The sequence below is a fragment of the Streptosporangium sp. NPDC004379 genome, from assembly GCF_042873875.1.
Classification (GTDB): domain Bacteria; phylum Actinomycetota; class Actinomycetes; order Streptosporangiales; family Streptosporangiaceae; genus Streptosporangium.
In genome coordinates, this window is the sequence record NZ_JBIAMC010000018.1 from 79,352 (window position 1) to 106,332 (window position 26,981).

Annotated in this window: 23 protein-coding genes; 5 read left to right on the plus strand and 18 right to left on the minus strand. The window is 71.8% G+C overall.

Features of this window, described 5'->3' with window-relative positions; genetic code table 11:
* Positions 1-51: 51 nt before the first annotated feature.
* A complete protein-coding gene (locus ACFYSC_RS30635; protein WP_389968578.1) occupies positions 52-621 on the plus strand; it encodes a hypothetical protein in 570 nt (189 codons plus the stop codon).
* A 206-nt stretch (positions 622-827) separates the two neighbouring features.
* Here ACFYSC_RS30635 and ACFYSC_RS30640 read toward each other — a convergent pair whose 3' ends face one another.
* Entirely contained in the window at positions 828-2,102 is a 1,275-nt protein-coding gene (locus tag ACFYSC_RS30640; RefSeq protein WP_389968580.1) for a C39 family peptidase, read from the minus strand.
* Positions 2,103-2,175: 73 nt separating this feature from the next.
* The gene (gene mca / locus ACFYSC_RS30645) at positions 2,176-3,213 is read right to left on the minus strand and encodes a mycothiol conjugate amidase Mca (RefSeq protein WP_389968582.1); all 1,038 of its coding nucleotides are present in this window, start codon (positions 3,211-3,213) and stop codon (positions 2,176-2,178) included.
* A 112-nt stretch (positions 3,214-3,325) separates the two neighbouring features.
* Between mca and ACFYSC_RS30650 the strand changes: the two genes are divergently transcribed.
* A complete protein-coding gene (locus ACFYSC_RS30650) occupies positions 3,326-3,976 on the plus strand; it encodes a TetR/AcrR family transcriptional regulator (protein ID WP_389968584.1) in 651 nt (216 codons plus the stop codon).
* Between the two features lie 10 nt (positions 3,977-3,986).
* Here the strand turns inward: ACFYSC_RS30650 and ACFYSC_RS30655 are convergent, their stop codons facing one another.
* The 8 genes from ACFYSC_RS30655 to ACFYSC_RS30690 all read right to left on the minus strand — a co-directional run bounded on the left by ACFYSC_RS30655 (position 3,987) and on the right by ACFYSC_RS30690 (position 14,055).
* On the minus strand, positions 3,987-4,247 hold the full coding sequence (locus ACFYSC_RS30655) for a zinc-ribbon domain-containing protein (RefSeq protein ID WP_389968586.1): 261 nt from the start codon (positions 4,245-4,247) through the stop codon (positions 3,987-3,989).
* 155 nt (positions 4,248-4,402) lie between these two features.
* Positions 4,403-5,866, minus strand: coding sequence for a PucR family transcriptional regulator ligand-binding domain-containing protein (locus tag ACFYSC_RS30660; RefSeq protein ID WP_389968588.1), 1,464 nt, complete (start codon positions 5,864-5,866; stop codon positions 4,403-4,405).
* A 43-nt stretch (positions 5,867-5,909) separates the two neighbouring features.
* Positions 5,910-7,769 (minus strand): nitrilase-related carbon-nitrogen hydrolase, encoded by a 1,860-nt coding sequence (locus ACFYSC_RS30665; protein ID WP_389968590.1) that lies wholly within the window; start codon positions 7,767-7,769, stop codon positions 5,910-5,912.
* A 544-nt stretch (positions 7,770-8,313) separates the two neighbouring features.
* Positions 8,314-9,420, minus strand: a complete 1,107-nt coding sequence (locus ACFYSC_RS30670) for an alcohol dehydrogenase catalytic domain-containing protein (protein ID WP_389968592.1) — start codon at positions 9,418-9,420, stop codon at positions 8,314-8,316.
* On the minus strand, positions 9,420-10,904 hold the full coding sequence (locus ACFYSC_RS30675; RefSeq protein WP_389968594.1) for a purine-cytosine permease family protein: 1,485 nt from the start codon (positions 10,902-10,904) through the stop codon (positions 9,420-9,422). The genes ACFYSC_RS30670 and ACFYSC_RS30675 overlap by 1 nt, the downstream gene beginning before the upstream one ends.
* The gene (locus ACFYSC_RS30680) at positions 10,889-11,056 is read right to left on the minus strand and encodes a hypothetical protein (RefSeq protein ID WP_362944408.1); all 168 of its coding nucleotides are present in this window, start codon (positions 11,054-11,056) and stop codon (positions 10,889-10,891) included. Before ACFYSC_RS30680 ends, ACFYSC_RS30675 begins: the two co-directional genes overlap by 16 nt.
* Before the next feature lie 317 nt (positions 11,057-11,373).
* Positions 11,374-13,689 carry a phosphoketolase gene (locus ACFYSC_RS30685; RefSeq protein ID WP_389968596.1) on the minus strand — a complete coding sequence of 772 codons (2,316 nt, stop codon included), beginning with the start codon at positions 13,687-13,689 and terminating at the stop codon, positions 11,374-11,376.
* Positions 13,690-13,770: 81 nt separating this feature from the next.
* On the minus strand, positions 13,771-14,055 hold the full coding sequence (locus ACFYSC_RS30690) for a DUF427 domain-containing protein (RefSeq protein ID WP_362944404.1): 285 nt from the start codon (positions 14,053-14,055) through the stop codon (positions 13,771-13,773).
* Positions 14,056-14,204: 149 nt separating this feature from the next.
* Between ACFYSC_RS30690 and ACFYSC_RS30695 the strand changes: the two genes are divergently transcribed.
* Positions 14,205-15,254 carry an NAD-dependent epimerase/dehydratase family protein gene (locus ACFYSC_RS30695; protein WP_389968598.1) on the plus strand — a complete coding sequence of 350 codons (1,050 nt, stop codon included), beginning with the start codon at positions 14,205-14,207 and terminating at the stop codon, positions 15,252-15,254.
* Between the two features lie 168 nt (positions 15,255-15,422).
* On the plus strand, positions 15,423-16,376 hold the full coding sequence (locus ACFYSC_RS30700) for a DUF72 domain-containing protein (RefSeq protein WP_389968600.1): 954 nt from the start codon (positions 15,423-15,425) through the stop codon (positions 16,374-16,376).
* Between the two features lie 127 nt (positions 16,377-16,503).
* Here the strand turns inward: ACFYSC_RS30700 and ACFYSC_RS30705 are convergent, their stop codons facing one another.
* The 7 genes from ACFYSC_RS30705 to ACFYSC_RS30735 all read right to left on the minus strand — a co-directional run bounded on the left by ACFYSC_RS30705 (position 16,504) and on the right by ACFYSC_RS30735 (position 24,913).
* Positions 16,504-16,818 (minus strand): WhiB family transcriptional regulator, encoded by a 315-nt coding sequence (locus ACFYSC_RS30705; RefSeq protein ID WP_362944398.1) that lies wholly within the window; start codon positions 16,816-16,818, stop codon positions 16,504-16,506.
* 136 nt (positions 16,819-16,954) lie between these two features.
* Entirely contained in the window at positions 16,955-18,400 is a 1,446-nt protein-coding gene (locus ACFYSC_RS30710) for a DUF2254 family protein (RefSeq protein ID WP_389968602.1), read from the minus strand.
* Positions 18,401-18,852: 452 nt separating this feature from the next.
* Complete coding sequence (locus ACFYSC_RS30715; protein ID WP_389968604.1) at positions 18,853-20,517, minus strand: catalase; 1,665 nt, start codon at positions 20,515-20,517, stop codon at positions 18,853-18,855.
* 166 nt (positions 20,518-20,683) lie between these two features.
* Entirely contained in the window at positions 20,684-21,076 is a 393-nt protein-coding gene (locus ACFYSC_RS30720) for a ChaB family protein (protein ID WP_389968606.1), read from the minus strand.
* Between the two features lie 127 nt (positions 21,077-21,203).
* The gene (locus ACFYSC_RS30725) at positions 21,204-22,289 is read right to left on the minus strand and encodes a DNA topoisomerase IB (protein ID WP_389968608.1); all 1,086 of its coding nucleotides are present in this window, start codon (positions 22,287-22,289) and stop codon (positions 21,204-21,206) included.
* A 63-nt stretch (positions 22,290-22,352) separates the two neighbouring features.
* A complete protein-coding gene (locus ACFYSC_RS30730) occupies positions 22,353-23,813 on the minus strand; it encodes a cytochrome D1 domain-containing protein (protein WP_389968610.1) in 1,461 nt (486 codons plus the stop codon).
* Positions 23,810-24,913 carry a beta-propeller fold lactonase family protein gene (locus ACFYSC_RS30735; RefSeq protein WP_389968612.1) on the minus strand — a complete coding sequence of 368 codons (1,104 nt, stop codon included), beginning with the start codon at positions 24,911-24,913 and terminating at the stop codon, positions 23,810-23,812. The genes ACFYSC_RS30730 and ACFYSC_RS30735 overlap by 4 nt, the downstream gene beginning before the upstream one ends.
* Positions 24,914-25,315: 402 nt before the next feature.
* On the opposite strand from ACFYSC_RS30735, the gene ACFYSC_RS30740 reads away from it, so the two are divergent.
* A complete protein-coding gene (locus ACFYSC_RS30740; RefSeq protein WP_389968614.1) occupies positions 25,316-25,960 on the plus strand; it encodes a response regulator in 645 nt (214 codons plus the stop codon).
* Between the two features lie 178 nt (positions 25,961-26,138).
* Here ACFYSC_RS30740 and ACFYSC_RS30745 read toward each other — a convergent pair whose 3' ends face one another.
* Positions 26,139-26,912, minus strand: coding sequence for a hypothetical protein (locus tag ACFYSC_RS30745; RefSeq protein ID WP_389968616.1), 774 nt, complete (start codon positions 26,910-26,912; stop codon positions 26,139-26,141).
* Positions 26,913-26,981 lie beyond the last annotated feature (69 nt).

Here is a 26,981-nt window from a genome sequence, read left to right on the forward strand (position 1 = left end):
GCGTTCTCATCATCCGGAACGACGTCCGAAAGGAAACCGAGGAACGTGAAAATGACCAAGAAGGCTCTGCTCGCGGCGACGGCGACGGCGGCTCTGTCCACCCTGGCGCTGGTGCCGACGGCTCCCGCCAGCGCCGCGGTCTACACGGTCGAGGTCCAGCTCCAGAACGTCATCAGTGTCAAGGAATCAGCGGGCGCCCATGTCACCTGCCCCGCCAACCAGGTGATGACCGGCCGTGCGCACTCCGGAGACGAGAACGCCTACACGAAGTACTCCTGCAGCCGGATCCTCATCAACGGCGAACAGGTGACGGTGGAGTCCCGAAGCTGGAGCCCCAGCCAGAAGGAGAGCAGCTCGTTCTACGAGACCTCCGACAACCGGGTCATCACCGGCCGGTGGCACGCCGGAGACGAGAACGGCTACACGAACTACGAGTCGGGCGCGCTGTGGTGGCAGGGCAGGCAGCTGCGCCTCGTCTCCGCGCCGTGGAGCTCGAATCTGCGTGAGAGCAACCACTCCGTGTCGGCGAGCCCCTACCACGTCATGACCGGCCGGAGGCACTCCGGAGACGAGAACGGCTACACGAACTACCGGTTCGCCTCGGTCACGGTCGACGGCTGAGCTCCCGTACCTCCACTCACCCGGCATCGCCCCGGGTGAAGGCCCTGCCACTGCTGGGGCCATCGCCCGGGGCGGCTGCCGGGAAGCCATGACACGGCTGAGCGTGGCACCCCCGCTCACACCGCCGGAAGAGCCGGTGGCCTGCGTGCCCCGGGCGGCGGGAGCCCGGGAATCCGTACGGCCGGCCGTACGGATTCCCGGGGCCCTCACCAGTTGGCGGGCAGGCCCGGTTCTGCGGCGGGCAGGGCATGACCCGGCGGGTGGATGACGTAGACGATGCCGCCGCTGCTGGAGCTGCGCTGCCACACGTTCTCGAAGTCGCCCCGCGGATAGACGTGGCGCACCGCGTCGTCGCTCGGTGAGGCGGGATCGTTGGCGATCACGTCGCCGGTGGCGGTGAACCCGACGATCACCATGATGTGGCCGTCGGTGCCGTAGCCGGCGCCGGGCAGCTCGTTCTCCTTGAACGACTGGGAGGTGATCACCGGAATGCCCGCGGCGATGAAGCGCTCCAGCTCGGTCAGCGACCGCAGCCTGGTGACGAAGCCCTCCATGCCGTACCGCCCGGCATAGGCGGTGTTGAAGGGCCAGTTGCCTGCCCCCTGGTAGGCGTGGTCGTAGGTGTGGCGGGCGGCGTGGTCGACCTCGGGGTCGGGGTCGGACGGGTCCACCCAGGAGGTGTCCTCCTCACTGGGCCAGGCGCCCCAGTAGCCGAGCACCATCGTGGTGGAGGTCGGACTGCACCACGCCTGGCCGCCGCCGTCCCACTCGGGGTAGTGGCCCGTGTGGACGTTCTGGGAGCGGCGCGGCACGTTCAGCTCGATTCCCCACGCCGGGCCACCCGGGCTGGCCGTCACGCGTTTGCGCTCAGGGACGGCCGAGGCCATCGCGCCCAGACTCCGCACGACGGGGGCCACGGTGGAGCCGGGCGTGCGGTGCAGCGTGACGCGCAGCTGGTAGGCGGTGATCGGCTGTCCCGACGCGGCGACGAAGGTGTCGACCGAGACGGTGCCGTCGGCGTCGCCCTGCCCGGAGACCGAGGTGCGGCGGATGTCGCCCTCGCCGTAGGCCCAGCGGCCCATGACGTACCACTTGCTCAGCCCGGCGGCGTTGCGTCCGCGCATCTCGACCTGCACCCAGCTCCCGGCCGGGGTGTCGGCCGTCCAGGAGGCGACCAGCTCGGTGGCGGAGAAGCCGACCCCTCGCTCGGGGCCGGTCCAGCGGGCGTACTCCCAGGTACGGGTGCCCAGGGCGTCGGTGTAGGAGGTGGTTCCGGCGGCGGAGGCGAAGGCCAGGGTGTCCTCGGCCCTCACGCCCTCCTTGACGCCCGAGGGGAAGGCGGCTCGCTGGTAGACGACGTCGGTCCGGGTGGGCGGCGGCTTGGTCACGGCCGCGGCGGGCCCCGCCGCGGAGGCGGTGAAGGTCGCGGCCGACGCGACGGTGGACAGGAAGGCGGAGAGGAACACGGTCAGCACGCGCATGGGCTCACCTTGCCTGAGGGGTTCTCGACTCCGCAGACGCTAAGCCGCCACGCCGCCCCGCGCATCGGGAACTTTACGTATCCAGCCCCGAGCCGCGACGCGCAGCGTCACCATCAACCCGCTCGGGGGCGCCGGTGTCTGGACTGAGGAGCGCAGCCGCGAAGCGGCGGAGAGACGAGGGAAGACACCGGTTACCAGCCCCCGAGCCGCGACGCGCAGCGTCACCATCAACACAGCCCGCGAACAGATCATCCTCCGGCAGGTCCACCGGGACCAGGGGGCGGGCCAGGTGGTAGTCCTCGGTCGGCCAGACCTCCCGCTCGATGTCGCGTGGGTGCCGCATGAAGCTCTCACCCGGGACGATCTGGGTGGCGTGCGCCAGCAGCGCCCGATCTCGCACCGCGAAATAGCCGTCGCAGCGGATGCGCGTGGTGACCTCCGGGGTGGGCGCGGTCTCCGGCCAGCCCTCCAGCAGCGGGCCCATCCCGGAGTCGAGTCCGCGAGCGGTCATCGCCTCGTGCATCGCGGCGAACCAGGCCCGGGACAGCGTCGCCAGGTAGTACAACTTGAGCGGACGCCAGGGGGCGCCGGTCCCTGGGTGGCGGGCGGGGTCTCCGGCCGCGTCGAACGCCGCCGCCGTCACCCGGTGGGTCATGACGTGGTCGGGGTGCGGGTAGCCGCCGGTCTCGTCGTAGGTGACGACCACGTGCGGGCGGAACTCGCGGATCTCGGCGGTCAGCGCCCGTACGGCGACATCGAGGGGCTGGGTGGCGAAGCAGCCCTCCGGCAGCGGGTCGCCCTCTGCGGGCAGCCCGGAGTCGGTGAAGCCAAGGAAGCGCTGCCGTACACCGAGGATCTCCCGGGCCCGTTCCATCTCCGCCCGCCGTACGGCCGGCAGGTCGGCGCGCACCTCGGGACGGTCCATCGCCGGGTTGAGCACGGCACCGCGCTCGCCACCGGTACAGGTGACCACCAGGACCTCGGCTCCCTCGGCGGCGTAGCGCGCCAACGTCGCCGCGCCCTTGCTGGACTCGTCGTCGGGATGGGCGTGCACCGCCATCAGCCTCGGCGGCTCGGCGGAGATCCCCTCCAGGGGGATTTCCTGCTTCATGGTCGTCCTTCCCGGCCTCTCTTGTTAGGTCGATTCAAAATATATACTCGTCATAAAAATGACTCAAGTCTGATTCTGTCTTCGACCCAGCGAAGAGCTCTAAGATGGCGGCATGACGACCCGGCCGATGGGCCTGCGGGAACGCAAGAAGAGGGAGACGCGGCAGCAGATCTCGAACATCGCGACGCGGATGTTCATCGAGCGCGGCTTCGACGAGGTCACGATCGCCGAGATCGCCCAGGCGGCCGAGGTGGCGAAGATGACCGTCACCAACTACTTCCCGCGCAAGGAGGACCTGGTCCTCGACCTGCATGACGAGATCGTCGCCCATCCGGCGCGCACGGTGGCCGAACGGGCGTCCGGCGAGTCCGCCCTGGCCGCGCTACGCCGTGACTACTTCGCGGCGCTGGAGCGCCGCGACGCGCTCCTCGGCTTCTCCGGTCGCCCGTTCGCCCGTACGGTGACCGGCAGCCCCGCGCTGCTGGCCAGGCTCCGCGAGCTCCACGAGCAGCGCGAGACGGCCCTGGCGGCGGTACTGGCCGGAGAACCCGGCACGGACGGGGCGGATGGGACGACCGGCGATGTCATCGCCCGCATGGTGGCCGGGCAACTCGTCTCGGCCCTCCGGGTGCTGTTCGGTGAGGCGATCCGCCGTACCCTGGACGGCGAGGACGAGGACACCGTCGCCTCGGCCCTGCACACTTCGGCCACCCGGATCTTCGACCTCCTGGAACCATCCCTGGGCGCCTACGCCGTCCGCTGAGCCGTCCCTCTCAGAATCCCCCGAGCCGGGCTGGGCCGACGCCGCTCCGGAGCCTCTTCATCTCGTCCCTGGAGACGTCGTAGGCGGCTCCGCAGTACGTGCACTGCATCACGTGTCTCGTCCGCACCGGGAAGATCGGGATGAAGAAGAGGCTGAACTTCGTCACCCGCTTCGCCAGCGCCTGAGCCGCGGTGTTACCGCAGTTGCGGCAGACGAGAGTGATCATGCCGAGCCGCTGGACGACGGTACGAAGACCGAAAATGAACAACATCACCCGCTCCTACCCGCCCCAGCCCGACTTCCACGCCAACCCGCGAGGGGGCGCCGGTGTCTGGACTGAGGAACGCAGCCGCGAAGCGGCGAAGAGACGAGGGAAGACACCGGTCACCAGCCCCCGAGCCGCGACACACAGTGTCGCCATGAGCACTATCCGCGACGCGCCAGCGTCGCCATCAACAGAGCGAGGGCGAGGCGGTCGGTGGGTGAGTCCAGGTCCAGGCCGGTCAGGTTCGCCAGGCGGCGCAGCCGGGCGCGCAGCGTCTCGCGGTGCACGCCCGTCGCGGCGGCGGCCGGGTCCCAGTGGTGGTTGGCCGCGACCCATGCCCGGGCGGCGGCGATCAGCGTCTCGCCATCGGCCGCCTCGGTCACGGGCGCGAGCAGCGCGTCCGCGAACCGCTCCGCCTCGGGTGACGCCAGCAGCCGGTCCAGCTCCATCGCGGGCGTGTCGGCGTAGCACACCGCCGGCCGGTCGGGGCGGGTCAGCTGGGCGGCCAGTCCGGACTCGCGGATACCGGCCGGGATCCCGTCGAGCGGCTTGGGCGTGGCGATCCCGGCGCGGGCGCCGTCGAGCAGGGATTCCAGCCGTTCCTCGGTGAACCCTGGGATGACGAGCACGACCGTGCCGGACCGGCCGTCGCCCGCCGCCCAGCCGCCGGCCGCCACGATCCGTTCGGCGGCGCGGCGGCGGCCGGAGCCGACCAGCGTGACGGCTGCGAACTCCCCGGGCAGCGGCAGGTCCGCCACCGCGGCCACCCGCGCGGCCGAACGGGCGTCGCCCTCGGCCAGCAGCCCGGCGACCGTACGGCGCAGCTCGCGTTCTCCGCCCCGGTCGAGCACGGTGAGCAGGGCGGCGGCGGTGCCGATGATCCCGGCGGCCCACATGGGCCGCTCGCCGACCGCGAGCGCGCCGACGCAGAGCGTGCCGCGCCGGCCGCGGGCCGGGCCCAGCGGGACCGCGGTCACCGGCACCCCGTCCAGCTCGACCTGAAGGATGTGCCGCCCTGATCGGTCGCCCTGGCGGGCCAGATCGGTGAGCGCCTCGGCGGCGGGGCCTGCGCCGGTGGGCGCGCGCAGTGCCACGGCGTGCCCGGCGTCCAGCACGGCGACCCAGCCGTGCAGTTCCCGCGCCAGCCGGTCGGCCACGGCCTGCCGTCCGGCGTATCCGGCCTCGGCGAGCTGCTGCTGCACTTTCCTGGCCTGCTCGGCCTCGCGCCGCGCCTCGGTGGCGTTCAGGTCGGCCACGGCCCGGTCCACCGCGACGAACGGCGTGCGGCTCGGGACCTCGATCAGCGTCAGCCGGTGGCGGCGGGTGGCCTGGACGATCTCGGCGGGGACTTCGGGGAACCAGGGGTCGAGGCCGAAGCCGACGGCTCGGGCTCCGGCCTCGGCGAGCCGGGCCGCCCACCGCTCGGCCGTCGCGGCGGGGTCGGCCTGGTCGCACAACCACATGCCGCTGGTCAGCAGCAGTTCGGCGCCGTCGAGCCAGGGTGTGGGGTCGGGTTGCTCGGACACCGCCACCCAGCGCACCGGCTGGTCGAGCCCTTCGTGGCCCAGGACCACCCGCAGTCCGAGGCGGGCGTTGGCCAGCAGTCGCCGGATCGTCACCGCCATGGCTTTCCACCGCCCTCCGCGCGGCCGCCCCGGCGGCCGCCGGTCAGCGGGGCCGTCGCAGCATCTCCGCGCCGAACAGGTCGGTCCGACGCCGTGCCAGCTGCGGTTTCACCGCGCACGTCTCCCCCGCGCCGTTCGTGCCCCGCACCGCGCACCGCAGTCTCGTCCAGCCTATCCCCGTGTTCAGCGCCTCCTCGCGGGGCACCGTGACATGGTCGGGGCCGAAGACGCCGCCGGGCGTCACGCCGGCGTTGGCCAGGGCGATCCAGATGTGGGAGTCCCCGGCGCGCAACCGGGCGGGGTGGGCGAAGGCGGGTTCGGGGTCGCGCAGTACGGCCGGGTTCAGCGGGACCCGGGTGCCGGGGAAGGGCACCGGATACGGCCAGTCCACCGCGGCGGGCACCGCGAGGATGTCGGCGCCGAGCACCGCGAGCACCCGTGAGGGTTCGAAGGGCTCCAGTTCCTCCCCCGCCAGCAGCCCGAGGGAGCCCCACGGCCGGGTGACGGCCATCGGCGGCTCGTCGCCCGGCTCGGCCCAGGCGGCGTGCGCGCCCAGATGGGTGACGTGGCGGCGGGCGGCCTCTCCGCCGGGGGTGACGAGCGTGACCGCGTACCGGACCGGACCCCGCGGGCCGTCCGCGCCGCCCGGGTCGTCCGCGATCTCCGTCCCGCGAGCGATCTCCGCGCCCCTCTCGTCGTCGCCGGGTACGGCCAGCGCGGTCACCGCTTCGCAGCGGTGCCGTTCGCACCAGGCGCGCAGTTCCTCCAGCGCGGGCCGGGCCCGGCCCGGGTCGGGGACGCCACCGGTCAGGTGGAAGGCGGGCAGCACGGCGAGGTCGGTGCCCTCGGGCGGAGCGGGCAGATCACCGGCGGGCCCGGCCAGTACGGCGACGCCCACCGTCCGCCCCTCTCCGGCCCCGGCCCCGGTCGTGTCCCAGGTCTCGAATACGGTCCCGGTCCTGGACACGGTCTCGGTCTCGGTCTCGGTCTCGGTCTCGACTGAAGACGCCCCGCCGGGCGAAAACGCCCCACCGGACGAGGGCACACCGCCGGGTGGCGTGGTCAGCGCCTCGCGGTCGGCGCGCGGCCAGACGGTCGAGCGGGCCAGTGGGCCGTACTCCGCCGGCCGCCGGGCGGCCAGCCGCCGGTGGCGCGCGGCGGCCGCGGCGTCGAGGTCGAGGGTGGCGACGACGAATCCGGAGCCGTCGTCCAGGGCGGCGGCGACGGCCCCGGTGTGGTCGAGCACGCAGCTTCCGCCGCTGAACTGGAAGGAGTTGCCGGCGAGGGTCTCGGCTCCGGCCTGGTCGGCCGCGACCAGCGGCAGGCCGTTCTCCCAGGCTCGCAGTCGCCAGGTGGCGCTGGGGCCGGGTTCGGCCACCCAGGCGGTGGGCAGCGCGATCCAGTCGGCGCCGCGTAGCGCGGCGTACCGGGCCGGCTCAGGGTAGTCGGCGTCGGCGCAGATCAACGGGGTGACACGGCCCGCAGGGGTGTCCCACACCGGCGGCGGCAGGTGACCGTCGACCGCCCACAGGGGGTCGGCGACGAACGCCTGGGCCTTGCGGTAGGAGCCGGCCGGCCCGTCGGGGCCGATGAGCACGCACGTGTTGTGCAGGGTGCCCAGATCGGGGTCGAGTTCGGGCATGCCGAGCACCAGCCAGGCCCCGGTGGTACGGCACAGCCGGGTGAGCCGCCGCACAGACGGCCCGTCCACCGGCTCGGCGAAGGGCCGCACATGCTCCTCGGAGGACCACAGGTAGCCGGTCAGGGCCATCTCGGGGGTCACGACCACCCTCGCGCCGACCGCGGCGGCCGCGGCGGTGAGGTCCTCGATCGCCTCCAGGTTGGCGGCGACGTCGCCGTGCGCCGACCGGAGCTGAACGGCCCCGAGGGTGACCGTGTTCATTGCGACGCTGGCGCGTCGCGGCTCGGGGGCTCTTACCCGGCGTCTTCCCTCGTCGTTCACTCGCTGCGCTCCCTGTTCATGGCGACGCTGCGCGTCGCGGCTCGGGGCTCTTGACCCGATGTCTTCCCTCGTCACTCCGCCGCTGCGCTCCCTGTTCATGGCGACGCTGCGCGTCGCGGCTCGGGGCTCTTGACCCGATGTCTTCCCTCGTCACTCCGCCGCTGCGCTCCCTGTTCATGGCGACGCTGCGCGTCGCGGCTCGGGGCTCTTGACCCGATGTCTTCCCTCGTCACTCCGCCGCTCCGCGGCTGCGCTCCTCAGTCCAGACACCGGCGCCCCTCGCGGCGCCCCTCAGTCCAGACACCGGCGCCCCGTACTCATGGCGACGCTGACGCGTCGCGGCTCGGGGGCTCTTACCCGGCGTCTTCCCTCGTCACTCCGCCGCTCCGCGGCTGCGCTCCTCAGTCCAGACACCGGCGCCCCCGAGCGGGCGGGTCCAGACGCCGGCGCCCCCTCGCGGGGCCGTGAGGGGGCGGGGGTGGTGTCAGTCGAAGACGATGACGCTGCGGGTGCGGGTGCCGTCGCGCATCGCGTCGAACGCCTCGTTAACCTCGTCGAGCCGGATGCGGTGCGAGATGAGGGAGTCCAGCGGCAGCCTACCCGCGAGATAGAGCTCGGCCAGCCGCGGGAAGTCCAGGCTCGGCACGGCTCCGCCGTAGTTGGAGCCGATGAGGGTCTTGCCCGTCTCGGCCAGTTCCAGCACGTCGATGCCGGCCTTGGCCCCCTCGGGCGGCAACCCGACGAGGACCCCGACGCCGCCGGACGCCAGCAGCGACGGCAGCGTCTCGATGGTCTCGACGCGGCCGATCACCTCGAAGGCGTAGTCGGCGCCGCCGCCGGTCAGCTCGGACACCTGGGCGGCGACGTCGTCGCCGGCGCGCAGGGTGTGGGTGGCGCCGAAGGAGCGGGCGGCGGCCAGCTTCTCCTCGGCGGTGTCCACCGCGATGATCGGGTGGGCCCCGGCGAGTGCCAGGCCCATGATCACCGCCAGGCCCACGCCGCCGCAGCCGACGACGACGGCCGAGGAGCCGGCGGGCACCCTGGCGTTGTTGACGACCGCTCCGACACCGGTGGTGATCGAGCAGCCGATCAGGCTGGCGACGTCGAACGGCACCTCGGAGGGAATGCGGACCGCGGCCGACTCGGGCACGACGGTGTACTCGCTCATCGTGCCCACCGCGAGGTAGGGGTAGACGACGCCGTCGCCGTCGCCGTCGCGCAGCCGGGTGGTGCCGTCGGGCAGCAGGCACTCGGGCGCCCGGGTGCCGGTGCACGCCCACGCCTTGCCGGCCGCGCAGGCGCGGCAGCGGCGGCAGGGGTAGTACCACGACAGGATGACGCTGTCGCCGGGGGCCACATCGGTGACGCCCTCGCCGACCGCCTCCACGATGCCGGCGCCCTCGTGGCCCATCACCGTCGGGGAGGGAAGGTTCCACTCGCCGTCCAGGACGTGCCGGTCGGAGCCGCACACGCCGGAGGCGCCGAGCCGTACCAGGACCTCGCCGGGGCCGGGGTCGGCCACCTGGATCTCCTTGATCTCCAGGCGGTTGCCGCGGCCGTCGTGCACGGCCGCCAGGGCGGTTCTGGACATCAGGACTCCTTCTGCGCGGTGGCGGGGGCCGCTCCGGCGGCGGGGACGACGGGGGCGGCGGGGGCGGCGGGGGCGAGGTGCCGGCGGTTGAGCGCGCGGCTGAGGACGATGTGCGAGACCGCGGCGACGATCACGGCGGGCACCGAGGCGGTGAGCCAGTTGAAGGCGGGCTGCGTGTCGAGGGTCTGCGGGTTGTACAGCACCACGTAGGCGACGGCGCCCAGCGCGGTGGAGATCAGCCCGGCCAGGTTGAAGCCGCCGGTGAAGTGGTACGGGCTGGCGGCGCGGTGCGCGTACAGGCCGCGCAGGTCCAGCCGCTGGCGGCGCACCACGAAGTAGTCGGCGATGACGGTGCCGCAGATCGCCGCAAGGAAGGCGCCGCTCCAGGTGACGAAGACCAGGAACCGGTCGTACAGCAGGTTCGGCCAGAAGCTGATGATCGCCGGGAGCAGGAAGAAGCCTCCGGTGAGCCATTCCCAGCGGAATCTCGCCAGCATCTCGCCGCCTGCCTGCCGTAGCGCCAGGCAGGTGGAGTAGACGATGGAGGTGAGGCTCGTGAGGTTGGCGAAGGCGATGAACAGCAGCGCCAGCATGCCGAGCCACTTGCCGCCGAGGGGGACCATCCACACGGTGGGGTCGGGGTCGCCGAGGGTCAGCGCGGCGGCCATGCCCACGACCTGGGCCACGATCGTCGCGCCGAACAGGCCGATGAAGCCCGGCCACAGGGCGCTGCGCGGGCGGTCGGTGAGGCGGGCCAGGCTGCCCATGACCGGCCACCACGACAGGCCGACGCCGAGGTTGAACTCGACGGCGAGGGCGAAGTTCAGTCCCTCGCTGGGGAACGGGTTCAGCGGCTGGGCCGCAAGCAGGTCGTTCCACGAGGTCTTGGTGAGCACCAGCACGATCATGCCGACGGTCAGCACGGCCAGGCCGGGTGCGACGATGCGGTTGAGGAAGCGCATCGTCAGCGGGCCCTTGGCCAGCACGATCCAGGCGATCGCCAGCGCGAGGAGGGCCAGGATGGTCACCGGCAGCGCGTTGGGGCCGATGTCGGTGCCGAACACCTGGTTGGAGACCTGCGTGGTGGCCCGCCCGAACATGACGCCGAGCAGCGCCGACCAGCCCATCTCGGTGAAGAGCACGACGGTGAACACCAGGACGGCGACCCCGCCGAACCCGAACACGCTGCGCAGCAGCGTGTACTGCTCCACGCCGTAGCGCTGGCTGGAGACGACGCTGCCCAGCAGCATCACGGCGACGCCGATGGCGTTGCCGATGATCATCGCTGCCAGGCCCTTCTGGAAGCCCACCAGCGCGGCCGTGGAGCCGCCGACGAGGAACGCCCACGTCGCGATCGCCAGGCCGACGTTCACCCAGGTGAAGTCGGTGAAGTTCCAGACCCGCTCGCCGCGCAGCACGGGCAGCGACCCGAAGGTCGCCTCCCTGGTGACGTCTTCCTCGGCCGACATCAGGCCATCACCCATCCGGCGATCGTCATGGCCACGACGATGGCGGCCAGCAGCCACAGGTCGGCCGCGGCGAGGGGCGCGTGCGCCGGGTCGTCCGACTCGTCGTGTTCGAGGGCGACGAGCCGTCGGTCCAGCTCGGCCCGCAACGCGGAGTCCTTCACATCCATGCGGTCATCCTCCAAGAACGGTCACCCGGCGGCCCGGGGCGTCTCTCGCGGGCGGGCCTCGTGCGACACGGAACTCGTCCGGCGGTCAACTCACCGTAGAAGGAGGTTCGAGAAGATGTCCCCGCTGCATTTCCGCTGGTCAGGCGATGGCGGTGGCGGGTTTACCGTATGGCGGGGCCGCCGGGGCGGCCCCCGAACGGCCGGCCCCGGCGGTCATGGGTCGCCGGCCGTACGGAGGACCGGCACCCGGCCGCCGGTCCTCCGTACGGTGTCCTCGCGGTACGGCGTCCTCGCCGTACGGCGGCCGACCCGGCGGGTCAGTAGGGCCAGGCCCAGTCGCGGATGTCGGCCGGGTCCTCGCCGTGCTCGCGGGTGTGGGCGCGGGCGCGCAGGCGCTCGTCGGCCATCCGCTGGCGCAGGTGGGCGGCGGTGGAGCCGAGGCCGGGAACCCGGTCGACGACGTCCATGACCAGGTGGAAACGGTCGATGTCGTTGAGCATCGCCATGTCGAAGGGCGTGGTGGTGGTGCCCTCCTCCTTGTAGCCCCGGACGTGGATGTTGTCGTGGCCGTTGCGGCGGTAGGTGAGCCGGTGGATCGACAGCGGGTAGCCGTGGAAGTTGAAGATGATCGGCCTGTCCGTGGTGAACAGCGTGTCGAACTCGGCGTCGGTCATGCCGTGCGGGTGCTCCGACGGCGGCTGGAGCCGCATCAGGTCCACGACGTTGACCACCCGCACCCGCAGTTCGGGCAGGTGCTCGCGCAGCAGCGCGACGGCGGCCAGGGTCTCCAGCGTCGGCACGTCCCCGGCGCAGGCCATGACCACGTCGGGCTCGGACCCCTCGTCGGTGGAGGCCCACTCCAGGATGCCCAGCCCCCGGGTGCAGTGCGCGATCGCCTGCTCCATGGTGAACAGGTCGAGCACCGGCTGCTTGCCCGCCACGACGAGGTTGACGTAGTCGCGCGAGCGCAGGCAGTGGTCGCCGACCGACAGCAGGGTGTTGGCGTCCGGCGGCAGGTAGATCCGCACCACCGAGGGCTTCTTGTTCATCACCACGTCGAGGAAGCCGGGGTCCTGGTGGCTGAAGCCGTTGTGGTCCTGACGCCAGACGTGCGACGACAGCAGGTAGTTCAGCGAGGCGATCGGCCGCCGCCAGGGGATCTTCTGTGACGACTCCAGCCACTTGGCGTGCTGGTTGAACATCGAGTCGACGATGTGGATGAACGCCTCGTAGCAGTTGAACAGTCCGTGCCGGCCGGTCAGCAGGTAGCCCTCCAGCCATCCCTGGCACAGGTGCTCGCTGAGGACCTCCATCACCCGGCCCTCGGGGCCGAGGTTCTCGTCGGTGTCGAGGATCCGCGAGTCCCAGGCCCGGTCGGTGACCTCGAAGACGGCCGACAGCCGGTTGGAGGCGGTCTCGTCCGGCCCCATCAGCCGGAAGTTCTCGGGGTTGGCGGCGATGACGTCGCGCAGCAGGGCGCCCAGCACCCGGGTCGGCTCGGTGAGCTGCGTCGCCGGGGCCTTGACCTCGACGGCGTGGTCACGGAAGTCGGGCAGCGTGAGCGGGCGCAGCAGCTCGCCGCCGTTGGCGTGCGGGTTGGCGCTCATCCGGAGCGGCCCGGCGGGCACCGTCTCCAGCACCTGCGGCACGGGCCGGCCGTCGGCGCCGAACAGTTCCCCCGGCCGGTAGGAGCGCATCCACTCCTCCAGGGCGTGCCGGTGGTCGGCGTTGTCGCGCACCCCGGTCAGCGGCACCTGGTGGGAGCGCCAGGTGCCCTCGACCGGCAGGCCGTCCACCTCGCGGGGGCCCGTCCAGCCCTTGGGTGTGCGCAGGATGATCATCGGGAGGCGTTCGGCGCGGCCGTCCCTGAACTCGGCGATCTCGTCGAAGACCCGGTCCAGGGTCTCGGCCATCAGCGGGTGCATGACGGCCGGGTCGTCGCCCGCGACGACGTGCGGGCGGTAGCCGTACCCCTCCATGAGCTTGATCAGTTCTTCCTCGGGGATGCGGGACAGGACCGTCGGATTGGCGATCTTGTAGCCGTTGAGGTGGAGGATCGGGAGTACGGCGCCGTCCCGGGCGGGGTTGAGGAACTTGTTGGAGTGCCAGCTCGTGGCCAACGGGCCGGTCTCGGCCTCGCCGTCGCCGACCACGCAGGCCACCACGAGGCCGGGGTTGTCGAAGGCGGCGCCGAAGGCGTGGGCCAGCGAGTAGCCCAGTTCGCCGCCCTCGTTGATGGAGCCGGGCACCTCGGGCGCGACGTGGCTCGGGATGCCGCCGGGGAAGGAGAACTGCCGGAACAGCCGCCGCATCCCCTCGGCGTCCTGCTGGATGTGGGGGTACCTCTCGGTGTAGGTGCCCTCCAGCCAGGAGTGCGCGACCGCCGCCGGGCCGCCGTGGCCCGGGCCGATGACGTAGATCATGTCCTGGTCGCGCTCGGTGATGATCCGATTGAGGTGGGCGAAGCAGAAGTTCAGCCCCGGCGTGGTGCCCCAGTGGCCCAGCAGCCGGGGTTTGATGTCCTCGGGCCGCAGCGGTTCGGACAGCAGCGGGTTGTCGAGCAGGTAGATCTGCCCGACGGACAGGTAGTTGGCCGCCCGCCAGTAGGCATCGACGTGAGCGAATGCATCCATACCACCGACAGTTCCTCCGGGGCGGGCTTCGAACCCTCATCGGCCCGGCTACCTTACGGTGAACCGGGCCGGCGCCGGGTGTCAGCCGGTGACCTCCACGCCCCTCCAGAAGGCCACCCGTCCCTTGATCTGGGCGGCCTCGGGCTTGGGGTCGGCGTAGAACCACGCCGCGTCGGGGTTCTGCTTTCCGTCCACCTCCAGCGTGTAGTAGTTCGCCGTCCCCTTCCAGGGGCATACCGTGGTCGTCTCCGACGGCCTCAGGTACTGCGGGAACACCGACTCGATCGGGAAGTAGTGGTTGCCCTCCACCACCCGGGTGTCGTCGCTCCGCGCGATGATCTCGCCGTTCCACCGTGCTGTCGCCATGCCTCCAGGCTGACACATCTCCGCTCCGAGGTCCCGCGCGGACCTCCCTCCGGTGGGAAGGCGTCGCGAAGCCCTGCCGCCCTGCCGCATACGGCAAAGCCCTCCCCGGGTACGGGTTCGATCGCCCATGCCGGGGCAGTCCCGTACATATGCGCGTAGTAGTCGTCGGCGCCACCGGGAACGTGGGCACCAGCACGGTGTCCGCCCTGGCCGCCGATCCCGAAGTCACATCCATCGTCGGCCTGGCCCGCAGGATCCCGGACTGGAGCCCCGACAAGACGACCTGGCACTCGGTGGACGTCTCCACCGGCGACCTGGACACGCACCTGGCGGGAGCGGACGCCGTGGTGCACCTGGCCTGGCTGTTCCAGCCCACCCGGAACCCGGTCACGACCTGGCGCTCCAACGTGCTGGGCAGCATCCGGGTGTTCGAGGCGGCCGCCCGGCAGAAGGTCCCCGCCCTGGTCTACTCCTCCTCGGTGGGCGCCTACTCCCCCGGCCCGAAGAACCGGCCGGTCGGCGAGGACTGGCCCACCAACGGCTGGCCCGGCGCCGCCTACGGCCGGGAGAAGGCCTATGTGGAGCGGGTGCTCGACATCTTCGAACGGGACCATCCGGACACCCGGGTGGTGCGGATGCGGCCGGGCTTCGTCTTCAAGCGGGAGGCGGCGACCGAGCAGCGGCGGCTGTTCGGCGGGCCGTTCATCCCCCAGCGACTCGTCCGGCCCGGCCTGATCCCCTTCGTCCCGGACAATCCGGGCCTGAGGTTCCAGGCGGTGCACGGCGAGGACGCCGGCGAGGCATTCCGGCTCGGGGTCACCCGGCCGGTGTCGGGGGCCTTCAACCTCGCCGCCGAGCCGGTCGTCGAGCCGTCCATGCTGGCCGAGCTGCTGGACGCCAGGCTGCTGCCGGTGCCCGACTGGGTCCTCAGGGGGACGGCGGCGACCGCCTGGTACGCGCGGCTGATCCCGGCCTCGCCCGCCCTGGTGGACATGGTGCTGAAGATGCCGGTCATGGACGTCACCCGGGCCCGTACCGAGCTGGGCTGGCAGCCCCGCCACACCGCGGCCGACGCCCTGCGGGAGCTGTTCGAGGGCCTGCGGGGCGTCGAGGGCATGGAGACCCCGCCGCTGTCGACGGAGACCGGCGGCCCGGCGCGGACCGGCGAGCTGAGCACCGGGATCGGCAGGCGGCCGTGACCGCGGCGTCCCGGGCCGTCGCCCAGGACGCCGGCCCGCCCATGTCAGGGCCTGCCGCCTCCGGCCCGGATCCGGCTGGAGGCCCCGGCGTGGCGCCGGTGACGGAAGGCCTCCGTTGGGATCCCCGGGACGGGTGACGCGGCCGCGCCGCGGGGCAGGGATGCGGGCATGACGACACCGCCCTCCTTCCCGCACGCCTCCCCGCCGCCCGCCGCCCGGCGGCCCGGGGCGGGCCGGATCCTGGCCGGCACGGCCTCCTGGACCGACCGGTCGCTGCTGGAGTCGGGCTGGTATCCCGAGGGGGTCTCCACCCCGGCCGAACGGCTGGCCTACTACGCCTCGCAGTTCCCGATCGTCGAGGTGGACGCCACCTACTACCACCCGCCCGCTCAGCGGACGGTGGAGGCCTGGCGGGACCGGACGCCGCCGGACTTCACCTTCAACATCAAGGCGTTCTCGCTGCTGACCGACCACCCCACCCCGCCCCGGTCCCTCTACGCCGACCTGCGCGACCGCGTCGGGACGGCCAAGCGCAACCTCTACCTGCGCGACGTCGGCCCGGAGATCACCGAGGAGGTCTGGCAGCGGTTCCTGTCGGCGCTGGCGCCGCTGCAGGAGGCGGGCAAGCTGGGGGCGGTCCTGTTCCAGTTCCCCCCGTGGTTCACCATCGGCGCGGCCCAGCGGCGCTACATCCTCGACTGCGTACAGCGCTGCCGTCCGATGCGCGTCTGCGTGGAGTTCCGCAACCGGACCTGGATGGAGCCGGAGGGCAACCGCGAGGAGACCCTGGAGTTCCTCGCCTCGCACGAGATCCCCTACGTCTGCGTCGACATGCCCCAGGGGCACCCGTCGTCGGTCCCGCCGGTGCTGGCCGTGACCTCCGCCGACCTGGCGGTGGTCCGTCTGCACGGTCACTCCGAGCGGTGGGCGGACGGGACGAAGGAGGAGCGCTTCGCCTACCTGTACTCCGAGGAGGAGCTGGCGCGGTGGGCGGAGAACGCCCGGCTGCTGTCGGCTCGGGCCGCCGCCACTCACGTGATCTTCAACAACTACTGGGGTGACGGCTCACAGCGCAACGCGGCGCGGCTGGCCGAGCTCACCGGCCGGGAAGGGCCGGGCTGAGGGGACCCGGGCGAGGAGGCCCGAACCGAGAGGCCCCGGCGAGGGCTCGGCGTGTGGGGAACCCTCCCCGTGAGGCGGGGACGAAGGAAGGCCGCCCCGCCGGGGGCGGCGGACCGCCGGGGGCGGGTCAGTTCCGGCCGGCGGCACCCGCCCTCGTCCTCGTCCCGGCCTTCGCCGCGGCTCTGCGGCGCACCACCGCCAGCGCCCTGCGCTCGTCGGGGGTGGTGCCGCCCCAGATCCCGTCCATCTGCTGGGTGTTCAGGGCGTAGTCCAGGCAGCGCCGCTTGACGGGGCAGCGGCCGCAGACGGCCTTGGCCTGCTCGCACTGCGCCCGGCCGGGGCCTTCGAAGGAGACGGGGAAGAAGAGCTCCGGGTCCTCCTTCAGGCACAGGGAGCGGCGGGACCAGTGGATGATGGGCACGACGTTGCTCTGTACAGACATAGACGATCCAATGACAGTGAAAGATGTAATGATTCACGACTCGGCTTCCGGGTCGCGTTCCCACTCGGCATGCGTTCATACCTTTTAAGGCGAAAAATCACGCTAATTTGCCAGTTGTTTCCGCGCCTCTGCCCGTCTAACGGAACCGGAACGACATCGGGCCGGTCGGCGCCTGGTCGTCGAAGGAGCCGGCCATGTCGTCCTCCTCCCCCAGCCCGCTCTCCCTGGCCAGCCTCGGCCCCATCTCTCGCACCTCGTCGGCCAGGTCCTCCTGGCCGATCGCGTCCAGCGCGGCCCGCAGCTTGGCCAGGCCCTGTCCCATCTCCACGCTCGCCACATGAGACAGCGTCGCGGGCAGCGCCCGCTGCAGGCTCCTGACCGCCACGTCGCGGTCCCGGCCCTCCAGCTGCGGCAGGATGTCGGCGAGGGTGGACAGCGCCGCCGCGCACGTCTGATGCTGCCGGGAGGAGGTGCTCACCACCACCAGGTCCACCAGCGCGGTGACGATCCGCCGCTGCGCCACGTCCTCGTAGACCACCGGCAGCGGCCCGCCGTACAGTTCGGCGTCCGGCACGCCCGCCGCCGCCCACCGCGCCGACAGGTCCCGCAGGGCGCCGATCGCCGCCACCGCCACGTCGGGGTTCTGCCGGGTGGAGTTGGCGGCCCAGGCGACGTGACCGAGCTGCTCGACGGCATGGTCGGGGTCGACGCCGGCGTTACGGGACCGGTCGATCGTGACGCACGACAGGACGTTGTCGGCGACGTGGGCGCGGTGCCCGGCCTCCCCGCCCCGGATGTGGGCGACGGTGTCGCCGTAGGCGAGCAGGTCGCCGATCCGCACCCGGAACTCCACCTCGATCTCGTCCCCGGTTCCGCACAGCAGCTCCTGCAGGCGGGCCGTACCGATGTCGATCACGTAGCCCGTCTCGCGAGTGGTCACCGGGGTCGGCTCACCGTCCAGCGTCCGCCTGCGGCGGGAGCGGGCCACCAGCGGCATCTGGCGCATCCTGGCCCGGATAGCGAGGTCCTGGATCGAGCGCACCACGGAGGTGGGCCGCATCTGGTCGATCACGCCGTAGCCCATGAACACCAGCAGGACCAGCGCCCCGGCGGCCAGCGTGACCGCCAGCATCGCCCCCACCCCGACCCACTCCGGGCGTGAGACGGCCATCACGAGGTAGGTGAAGGTCGCGCAACCGGCGAAGTAGCCGAAGTACGCCTGGTTGGCTCTGCGCCGCAGGAACTGGTCGAAGACCACCGGCGCGACCGAGGTGGACGTGTGGGAGATCGCCACCAGTAGCGCCGACAGCGTGAGCGTGGTCACCGTCACCAGGCCCGAGGCGATCACACTCAGCATCCTGAGCAGGTTGGCGTGCGGGAACAGCCGCAGGAAGACGTCGTGGACGACCCCGTGCGACCTCGACAGGGCGATGTCGGCGAAGACCGACACCGCGGCCAGCCCGACGAACCCGACCACCATCAACAGCGGCGTGAACAGGAACTCCGTAGCGGACAGCCGCCAGCGGACCCGCAGGTCCTGGGTGGGCGGCACGAACCTCTGGAGATGGGGGGATTGGGGCACCGAGATCGTCTGCCCCGGCGCAATGGCGGCAAACTCCGCGAAACGCCCGCGAGGGGGCGCCGGTGTCTGGACTGAGGAACGCAGGAGCGAAGCGACGGAGAGACGAGGGAAGACACCGGCTCAACAGCCCCCGAGCCGCGACGCGCAGCGTCGCAATGAGCCCGCGAGGGGACGCCGGTGTCTGGACTGAGGAACGCAGGAGCGAAGCGACGGAGAGACGAGGGAAGACACCGGTTACCAGCCCCCGAGCCGCGACGCGCAGCGTCGCAATGAGCCCGCGAGGGGGCACCGGTGTCTGGACTGAGGAGAGAGCGAGCGCAGCGAGTGAACGACGAGGGAAGACGCCGGCTCAAGAGCCCCCGAGCCGCGACGCGCAGCGTCGCAATGAGCCCGCGAGGGGGCACCGGGCCCGGCGCCCGGACCTCTCGTCCGGCCGCCGGATCCGGCGGCCGTCAGGCCGTCTCGGCCATCCGCGCCCGCTCGTTGGGCACGCCGTGCGTCATCTTCAGGCCGTTCACGTCACGCGGCCCGTTCTTGCCCAGGTTGGACAGCCGCTCCAGCTCCTCCTCGCTCAGGTCCTGGGTGGCCAGCGGCTCCAGATGGGCGACGTCCTCCGGCCCGATCCCCAGCCCCTCGCCGACGCGCAGGCCCAGGTCGTCGTCGACCATCAGGAAGTGCCAGACCATGCGCTCCTGGATGGGACGCTCGGCCTGCGACAGCATGGTGACGAAGTTCAGCACCAGGTCGTCGCGCTCCCACTCCTCCATCAGCGTGTAGCGCTGACCGGCCTGGGTGTAGTCGTCGGTCCGCGGGATGCGCTTACGGGTCAGCCGCCCGGAGACGACCGGCCCCTGCTCGTCGTGGGTCGGGTACTGCGCCTCACGCAGCCCGCCGGTGATGGACGGCTCGTAGTTGACGTGCGGGTTCTCCCCCTCGCCGTCGACGTAGTAGGCCATCTGGCCGTCGCGCTGGTTGGTCCGCACCCTGGCGTTCTTCGCCTGGTTCACCGGCAGCTGCAGGTAGTTCGGCCCCACCCGGTAGCGCTGGGTGTCGCTGTAGGAGAACGTCCGGCCGACCAGCATCTTGTCGTCGGAGAAGTCGAGCCCGTCGACCAGCACGCCGGTGCCGAAGGAGATCTGCTCGTTCTCGGCGAAGTTGTTCTGCACGTTGCGGTCGAGGACCATCCGGCCGACCGGCAGCGCCGGGAACTCGTTCTCCGGCCAGACCTTGGTGTCGTCCAGCGGGTCGAAGTCCAGCTCGGGGTGGTCGTCGTCCGACATGATCTGCACCAGCAGCTCCCACTCGGGGAAGTCACCGCGGTCGATGGAGTCACGCAGGTCCTTGGTGGCGTGACCCAGCTCCTGCGCCTGCACGGCCGCCGCGTCCGCCGCCGTCATGCTCCGCACGCCCTGCTTGGGCATCCAGTGGTACTTCACCAGGTGCGTCACCCCCTCGGCGTTGACCCACTTGTAGGTGTTGACCCCGAAGCCCTGCTGGTGCCGGTAGTCGGCCGGGATGCCCCGCGGGCTGAACAGGTTCACCAGCATGTGCATGCTCTCCGGCGTCTGCGACATGAAGTCGAAGATCCGGTTGGGCTCCTGCCGGAACGTCACCGGGTCCGGCTTGAGCGCGTGGATCACGTCGGGGAACTTGATGGCGTCCCGGATGAAGAAGACGGCCAGGTTGTTGCCGACGAGATCCCAGTTGCCGTCCTCGGTGTAGAACTTCACCGCGAACCCGCGCGGGTCGCGGGCCGCCTCCGAGGAGTCGCGGCCGCCGATCACCGTGGAGAAGCGCACGGCGACGTCGGTGCGCTTACCCGCCTCCTGGAAGAGTTTCGCCCTGGTGAACCGGCTGATCGGCTCGTCACCCAGCTTGCCGTACGCCTCGAAGAAGCCGTAGGCGGTCGTCCCCCGGGCGTGCACCACCCGCTCGGGGATGCGCTCCCGGTCGAAGTGACTGACCTTCTCCAGGAACTGGTAGTTCTCCAGGGTCGCCGGGCCCCGCGCGCCGATCGTGCGCTGGTTCTGGTTGTCATAGACCGGGTGTCCCTGCCGATTCGTCAGCGTCGGGTGCTCGTCACCCGGCTGCGACCCCATGCTCGACACGTCCGTCATGACGTCATTCCCTTCCGTGTGGCGATCACTTCGGCGTACCGAGCCTGTCGGCACACGGAGTCCCCATGTCCGGCGGTGTGCGATTTATAGCGGAGAAGGAAAAGAATCTCCGTAACACAGAGACCCGCGTGAACGGCGCACGGCCGTCACGCGGGCATCCGGCCCCTCAACGGGACTTCGCCGTGGCCCTCCGGTTGGCCTTCTTGATCGCGTCCACCAGCTCCTCCTTGCTCATCGAGGAGCGTCCGGACACGTCCAGGCGCTTGGCGACCTCGTACAGGTGCTGCTTGGACGCAGCCGCGTCGACCCCCTCGGCGGTCTTGCCGCGCTTGGGAGTGCTCTTGGCCGCCTGGGAGTCGGAAGGCCCCTTGCGGCCCTTCTCCTCCCAGTGGTCGCCGACCTTCTCGAAGGAGTGCTTCAGCGCCGAGAACGCCGTACGGTGCGCCCGCTCCCCCTCGCCGTAGGTCTCCACCGCCGAGTCATGGGCCTTGCTCCAGGTCTCCTGCGCCTTCTTGGGAGAACGCCGGATGGTGGACGGCATTTCCTTCCGTGCCGGCATCGGAATCACCTCTTCCCCTCTTTCCCCTCTTCCCTCGGCTCCCTGCCCGCGTCACCGCCTTTCATGCGACCCCGCCTCCCACCCGGCGCCGGCTCCCGTACGGCCTGGCTCCCGTACGGCCCGGCCCTCACGCGTTCCCGGCTTCCGCGCGGCGCCGGCGCCGGCGCCTCTCGCGACGCGCCTTCTCACGGGCCCTCCCGGCCGAGTCCCGCAGCAGGGAGATCACCGCCCGCTCCACGCCGCCGTGCGTGGCCAGCTGCCCGAAGGCCGCGTCGGCGCCGAGCCTCCCGAGGGCCGGCCCGATGGTCCGCCCCCTCTCGTACGCCTCGATGACACGCGGGTCGATGTAGGAGGCGCGTGCGACGGCCGGGGTGTTGCCCAGATACCCCGCCACCTCGTTCACCACCCGGCTCACCGCCCGCCTCCGCCCGGTCCTGGACCGGGCGCGGACGGAGACCGCCAGCCCCACGGCCGCCAGGACCGTCCCGTGCCAGGTACGGAAATCCTTGGCCGAGACCTCCGCCTCCAGCGTCTCGCGCAGATAGGCGTTGATGTCGTCGCTGCGCACGTCCACCCAGCGGGAACCGTCCCGGTAGCGCAGCAGCTCCCCCTCCTCCGCGGCCCGGTGCAGGGCGGTGACCACCTTGCACACGTCCGCGTCCATGATCTCCACCTCCCGCTGCTTGCCGCCCTTGGCCGGATAGGAACAGACGACATGGCCCGCCGAACAGGTGACGTGCTCCATGCGGAGCGTGGCCAGCCCGAACGACTCGTACGCCTCCCCGCCGACCCGGAAGAAGCCGATGTCGAGCATCCGGGCCGCGGCCGCCAGCACCCGCTCCCGCGTCAGCCCCCGCTGCCCCAGATGCTCGGCGACCCGCTCACGGAACCGCGGCAACCGCTCCGCCATCTCCACCACCCGGTCGAACTTCAGCCGGTCCTGCTCCCGGCGCCAGTCGTCGTGGTAGCGATACTGACGGCGGCCCGCGGTGTCGGTGCCCACCGCCTGGATGTGCCCGTCGGGCCGGCGGCAGATCCACACGTCGGTCCAGGCGGGCGGAAGCACCAGCGCCCGGATCCGGTCGAGGGTACGGCGGTCACGCACGGGACGGCCGTCCGCGTACCGGTAGCTGAACCCGCGGCCCCTGCGCCGGCGCACGATGCCGGGTTCCGCGGGATTGCTCTGGCGAAGTTCGGTCACGGTAACGCCCATACCCTGCTCATTGCGACGCTAGCGCGTCGCGGCTCGGGGGCTCTTACCCGATGTCTTCCCTCGTCACTCCGTCGCTTCGCTCCTCCGTTCCTCAGTCCAGACACCGGCGCCCCCGAGCGGGCTCTTCCGGCCTCCTCGGTTTGGATGGCGGTGCGCTCCTCGATTGGGGTGGACGGCTCGGTTGGGGTTGCTGGGGTGGCCCTCGCGGGAACGGCTGGGGGGTGGTTTTCGGGGAGATGAGGGACGGGGGTGGCGGTAGCGGTGGTGTTTGCGGGTTTTGTGGGTCAGGGTGATGGTCCGGCGTTGGTGTTGGACGGAGCGGATCTCCGCCCGGCCGCGACCGGTCTGGCGGCCGCTCTGGCGTCCCGTCCTCCCCTCGTCCCGGACGGCGGTCGGCACGGTGGGCGGTGCGGTGGGCCGTGCGATGGGTGGGCCGTACTGCTCCCGGCCCCGGCTCCCGCGGCCGGTGGGACGACCGGGGATCCAGCTGATGGTCAGGTCGAGGGGGGTCTTCCCCACGGGGATGGCGGTGACCACCGCGCCGGTCCGGGGATCCACCACCGACACGGTGCTCCTGTCGGCGTTGGCGACGTAGACCCGGGAACCGTCGGCGGTGACGTCCAGCCCGTAGGGTGAGCCGAAGACCTTGAACATGCCGACCTGCGCACCCTCCCGGGTGTCGATCGCCGACACCGCGTCCAGGTATCCGCTGCTGGTGTAGAGGCGCGTCCCGTCGGAGGTGATCGTCAGGTTCCGGGGGATCCGCTTGACCTCGATGACACCGGTCACGGTGTCGGTCGCGGTGTCGATCACCGACACGGTGTTCTCCTTGACGTCGGTGACGTAGACGCGGCGGCCGTCGGGGGTGATCGCCATCCCGAAGGGGCGGGGACCGACGCGGATGGTGCCGACGACGGTGTTCGTCGCGGTGTCGATCACCGCCACGGTGCCCGCGGCGAGGTCCGAGACGTAGATACGGCGGCCGTCGGGGGTGATCACCATGTAGAGGGGGGTCGGTCCGATGGGAATGGAGGCGAGGACGACGTTCGTCGCGGTGTCGATCGCCGACACGGTGCCCCCGCTGAAGTCGCCGACGTAGACACGGCGGCCGTCGGGGGTGATCACTATCTTGGAGGTCAAGTTACCGGTCTTGATACTCGCGGTGACGGTGTTCGTCGCGGTGTCGATCACCGACATGGTGCCCGTGCCGAATCCGGTGACGTAGGCACGTCTCCCGTCCGGTGCGATCGCCACCCCGCCCGGAGATTGGCCGACCTTGATGGTCGCGATGACGGCGCGGGTCGCGACGTCGATCACCGAGACGGTGTCCTCACCGAAGTTCACCACGTAGGCGACCTCCCGGACGCCCGTGCCCGGCTCAGGCAGGGCGGGAGCCGCGGCCGGCACCGTCAGGACGGTCACCGCGACCGTGAAGACGATCACCCGCCACGCACAGGACGCCCACCCGGTGACCCGGCATCGTCCGAACGGCTCGGGATGGCGGCTTCCCATCGTTCTGCTCATCGAGCGAGCCCCACTTCGACGACGTCATGCCTTTTACGCCCGCGCGCCGCCCCGCCGGAGACGCGACGGCGTGTCCCTGGCTCTTCGATCCGAACTTTTGACCGGCCGTCGACGTGTCGCCGACCGCGCGGCCGGTGACCGCCGTCCAGCACGGTGTCCTGGCGCTGCCGCTGGACGGAACGGACCTCCATCCGGCTTCTCCCCTCTTCACCCACCTCTCCTCCACCCGCTCCGTCGTCCCGCCGCCCGGCCGTACCGGCACCCTGGAGGCCGGCGCGATCGCGGTCCCGCCGCCGGACCGGGCCGCTCGCCGGTGTCCCGTTCGGAGCGATGAAGGCGTTGATGATCCGTCCGACGGCCAGCCCGACGGGTGCGTCCCCGACCTGGATGGTCGTGATGACGGTGTTGGTCTCGGCGTCGATGACCGACACGCTGTCATCGCTGTTTGCGGCGACATAGACCCGGGAGCCGTCGGGGCTGACGGCGACCCCGCGGGGGTCCCTGCCGACCTGGACGACGGCGACGGTGGTGGCGGCGGCGGTGTCGATCACCGCCATGGTGTCGAAGTACGCGCTGGTGACGTAGACGCGGGAGCCGTCGGGGCTGATCCCCATGATGCGCGGCGACCTGCCGGCGTCGATGTCGTCGACGACCGCACCGCTCCTCAGGTCGATCACCGATACGGTGCTCGACCCCAGGTTGGCGACGTAGGCGCGGGTCCCGTCGGGGCTGATCACCGCTGTGAAGGGGGCCTCCCCGACAGGGAGGACGGAGACGACGGCGTCGGTCGCGGTGTCGATCACCGACACGGTGTCGTCGCCGTTGTCGGTGACATAGAGACGGGAGCCGTCGGGACCGACCGCCGCCCTGATGGGCGTCCTGCCGACCGGAATCGTGGCGATGATCCGGTCGGTCGCGGTGTCGATCACCGAGACGCGATCCGAAGCGGACTCGGTCACGTAGAGAGGCTTCCGGGGAGGCCCGGGCCGGACGGGCCGGACGTCCGCGGTCCCCGTCCCCGTGGGCAGGGCGTCCACGGCCTGCGCGGACGGGAGAGCGACGACGACGGCCGCGGTCAGCGGGATGACGGCTCCGCGCACGCGCGACCACCACCCCCGGAACGGTCCCGGGCGGCCCGTCCTCCCTCTGCCGCCCCCGGACTTCCCCCGCATCCGGCCTCCACCTCACCGATGAGCACGGCATTCCTATCCGGGAACGGTGATCCCCCACAGCACGACGCACCGTACGCGGCCTTGCCTTTCCTGCGGCTCGCCCCGCCCATGGACGTGCCGGTCTCCCGCGAGGAGAAACGGTACGGCGAGCCTCCCGGCCCGGTTCCGCGCCTGCGACCCCTGGGAGCGGGCGGCCTCCTCCACGGGCTGAGGCCCGGTTCCGCGCGTGCGGCTCCGGTCGGGACCGGCTTCCCGGGTGCGGTTCCCTGCCCGGCCGGGTTCCCCGAGGGCGATTTCCGGGTGCGGCCCGAGGCGTCCTAGGGTCGGCACATGACGCTGCGCGTGGTGATCGCCGACGACGAGGACCTCATCCGGGCCGGCCTGAGGGTCATCATCGACTCCGAACCCGACCTGACCGTGGTCGGCGAGGCCGCGGACGGAGCCGCCGTCATCCCCGTCGTGCGCGAGCACCGGCCGGACGTGGTGCTGATGGACGTACGGATGCCCGCCGTCGACGGAATCCAGGCCACCCGCCGGCTCGCCGCGCTTCCCGAACCGCCCAAGGTGATCGTGGTCACCACCTTCGAGAACGACGACCACGTCTACGACGCGCTACGCGCGGGGGCCAGCGGCTTCCTGCTCAAACGCACCCGCCCCGCCGAACTCGTCCAGGCGATCCGGGCCGTCGCCGCCGGGGACTCACTGCTGTTCCCCGCCGCCATCCGCCGCCTGGCCGCGCGGCGCGACAACGAGCGGGCCACCGTCCCCGGCATCGGACGGCTGACCGCACGCGAGGGCGACGTGCTGCGACTGATGACGCGCGGCCTGTCCAACGGCGAGATCGCCGCCGAACTGACCCTGAGCGTCGAGACGGTCAAGACCCACGTGGGCAACGTGCTCACCAAACTGGATGCCCGCGACCGCACCCAGGCCGTCATCACCGCCTACGAATCAGGCTTCGTCTCGCCCTGCTGATGGCGACGCTGTATTAATGGCGACGCTGCGCGTCGCGGCTCGGGGGCTCTTACCCGGTGTCTTCCCTCGTCGTTCGCTCGCTGCGCTCGCTCTCTCCTCAGTCCAGACACCGGCGCCCGCGAGCGGGTCTCGACAGCGGCGCCCTTGAGCGGGTCCGGAATCAATGGGCTGGGGGCGGTCAGATGGGGGCGCCGTCGTCCTCGTCTCCTTCTCTCGGGCTCGGGGTGCCCGTGCCGCTCTGCGAGGGGGACGGCGACGGCGACACGGTGGGCCGGTTCGGGTCCGGGGTGCCCGGGACCGGCGGCGGGGTCGGCACGAACACGGTCGCCGGCAACGGCCTGCGCGGCGCCTGCGTCTCACCGTCGGCGCTCAGCAGCAGCCACGCCATCACCGCCATCAGCGTCAGCAGGACCGTCAGCGCCACCCCCGCCAGGATCACCGACCGGCGGGACTCGGTGAGCGGCGGGGCGGGTTTCGGCGGGCCGGGCAGCGCGGGCACGCGGTCGCTCACCCAGTACGGCGCGAAGTCCGGGCCGTGCCGCTCGCCGATCAGCATGCCGCGCACCAGCACCGGCTCCAGGAACCGTTCGGCACCCTCCCGGGACGGCTCGTACGGCGTGGCCACCCACGGCGCGCTCCCGCCGTTCATCCCGAGGACCCGCGGCGGAGCGTCGGCGGCGAGCGCGGTCCTGCCTCTGGTGGCCCTGGCCACCCACCCCCGTACACCCGAACGGCCGGACGCGGCCTCGCGGATCGCGGTGACGAACCGGTCGCGGGCCGCCGGGTCCAGCGCCGCCCCCCTGGTCAGCACCGCGACCGAGACTGCCCGGCCGTCGGGGCCCTGCCCGAGGTAGACGAGCCCGGCCGGCCCCGCCCACAGGCGGGCTCGAAGGACGAAGGGCCCGAGATGGGGCGGATCACCGTACTGGAGCGGACTGGCCACGACTGCCATGAAAGCACACGCCCGCCGCCGGGCGCGGCCCACGCGGGCCGCGGCACCGGGCCACGCGGAGACCGGGCG

What these genes read in the sequence shown, in the direction of transcription:
- ACFYSC_RS30680 (WP_362944408.1), bottom strand. Translation starts at nt 11,056, where the DNA reads ATGGATGTGAAGGACTCCGCGTTGCGGGCCGAGCTGGACCGACGGCTC.
- ACFYSC_RS30695 (WP_389968598.1), top strand. Translation starts at nt 14,205, where the DNA reads ATGCGCGTAGTAGTCGTCGGCGCCACCGGGAACGTGGGCACCAGCACG.
- ACFYSC_RS30705 (WP_362944398.1), bottom strand. Translation starts at nt 16,818, where the DNA reads ATGTCTGTACAGAGCAACGTCGTGCCCATCATCCACTGGTCCCGCCGC.
- ACFYSC_RS30740 (WP_389968614.1), top strand. Translation starts at nt 25,316, where the DNA reads ATGACGCTGCGCGTGGTGATCGCCGACGACGAGGACCTCATCCGGGCC.
- ACFYSC_RS30725 (WP_389968608.1), bottom strand. Translation starts at nt 22,289, where the DNA reads ATGGGCGTTACCGTGACCGAACTTCGCCAGAGCAATCCCGCGGAACCC.
- ACFYSC_RS30690 (WP_362944404.1), bottom strand. Translation starts at nt 14,055, where the DNA reads ATGGCGACAGCACGGTGGAACGGCGAGATCATCGCGCGGAGCGACGAC.
- ACFYSC_RS30655 (WP_389968586.1), bottom strand. Translation starts at nt 4,247, where the DNA reads ATGTTGTTCATTTTCGGTCTTCGTACCGTCGTCCAGCGGCTCGGCATG.
- ACFYSC_RS30730 (WP_389968610.1), bottom strand. Translation starts at nt 23,813, where the DNA reads ATGAGCAGAACGATGGGAAGCCGCCATCCCGAGCCGTTCGGACGATGC.
- ACFYSC_RS30650 (WP_389968584.1), top strand. Translation starts at nt 3,326, where the DNA reads ATGACGACCCGGCCGATGGGCCTGCGGGAACGCAAGAAGAGGGAGACG.
- ACFYSC_RS30640 (WP_389968580.1), bottom strand. Translation starts at nt 2,102, where the DNA reads ATGCGCGTGCTGACCGTGTTCCTCTCCGCCTTCCTGTCCACCGTCGCG.
- ACFYSC_RS30715 (WP_389968604.1), bottom strand. Translation starts at nt 20,517, where the DNA reads ATGACGGACGTGTCGAGCATGGGGTCGCAGCCGGGTGACGAGCACCCG.
- ACFYSC_RS30670 (WP_389968592.1), bottom strand. Translation starts at nt 9,420, where the DNA reads ATGTCCAGAACCGCCCTGGCGGCCGTGCACGACGGCCGCGGCAACCGC.
- ACFYSC_RS30660 (WP_389968588.1), bottom strand. Translation starts at nt 5,866, where the DNA reads ATGGCGGTGACGATCCGGCGACTGCTGGCCAACGCCCGCCTCGGACTG.
- ACFYSC_RS30685 (WP_389968596.1), bottom strand. Translation starts at nt 13,689, where the DNA reads ATGGATGCATTCGCTCACGTCGATGCCTACTGGCGGGCGGCCAACTAC.
- ACFYSC_RS30720 (WP_389968606.1), bottom strand. Translation starts at nt 21,076, where the DNA reads ATGCCGGCACGGAAGGAAATGCCGTCCACCATCCGGCGTTCTCCCAAG.
- ACFYSC_RS30745 (WP_389968616.1), bottom strand. Translation starts at nt 26,912, where the DNA reads ATGGCAGTCGTGGCCAGTCCGCTCCAGTACGGTGATCCGCCCCATCTC.
- ACFYSC_RS30665 (WP_389968590.1), bottom strand. Translation starts at nt 7,769, where the DNA reads ATGAACACGGTCACCCTCGGGGCCGTTCAGCTCCGGTCGGCGCACGGC.
- ACFYSC_RS30635 (WP_389968578.1), top strand. Translation starts at nt 52, where the DNA reads ATGACCAAGAAGGCTCTGCTCGCGGCGACGGCGACGGCGGCTCTGTCC.
- ACFYSC_RS30675 (WP_389968594.1), bottom strand. Translation starts at nt 10,904, where the DNA reads ATGGGTGATGGCCTGATGTCGGCCGAGGAAGACGTCACCAGGGAGGCG.
- mca (WP_389968582.1), bottom strand. Translation starts at nt 3,213, where the DNA reads ATGAAGCAGGAAATCCCCCTGGAGGGGATCTCCGCCGAGCCGCCGAGG.
- ACFYSC_RS30700 (WP_389968600.1), top strand. Translation starts at nt 15,423, where the DNA reads ATGACGACACCGCCCTCCTTCCCGCACGCCTCCCCGCCGCCCGCCGCC.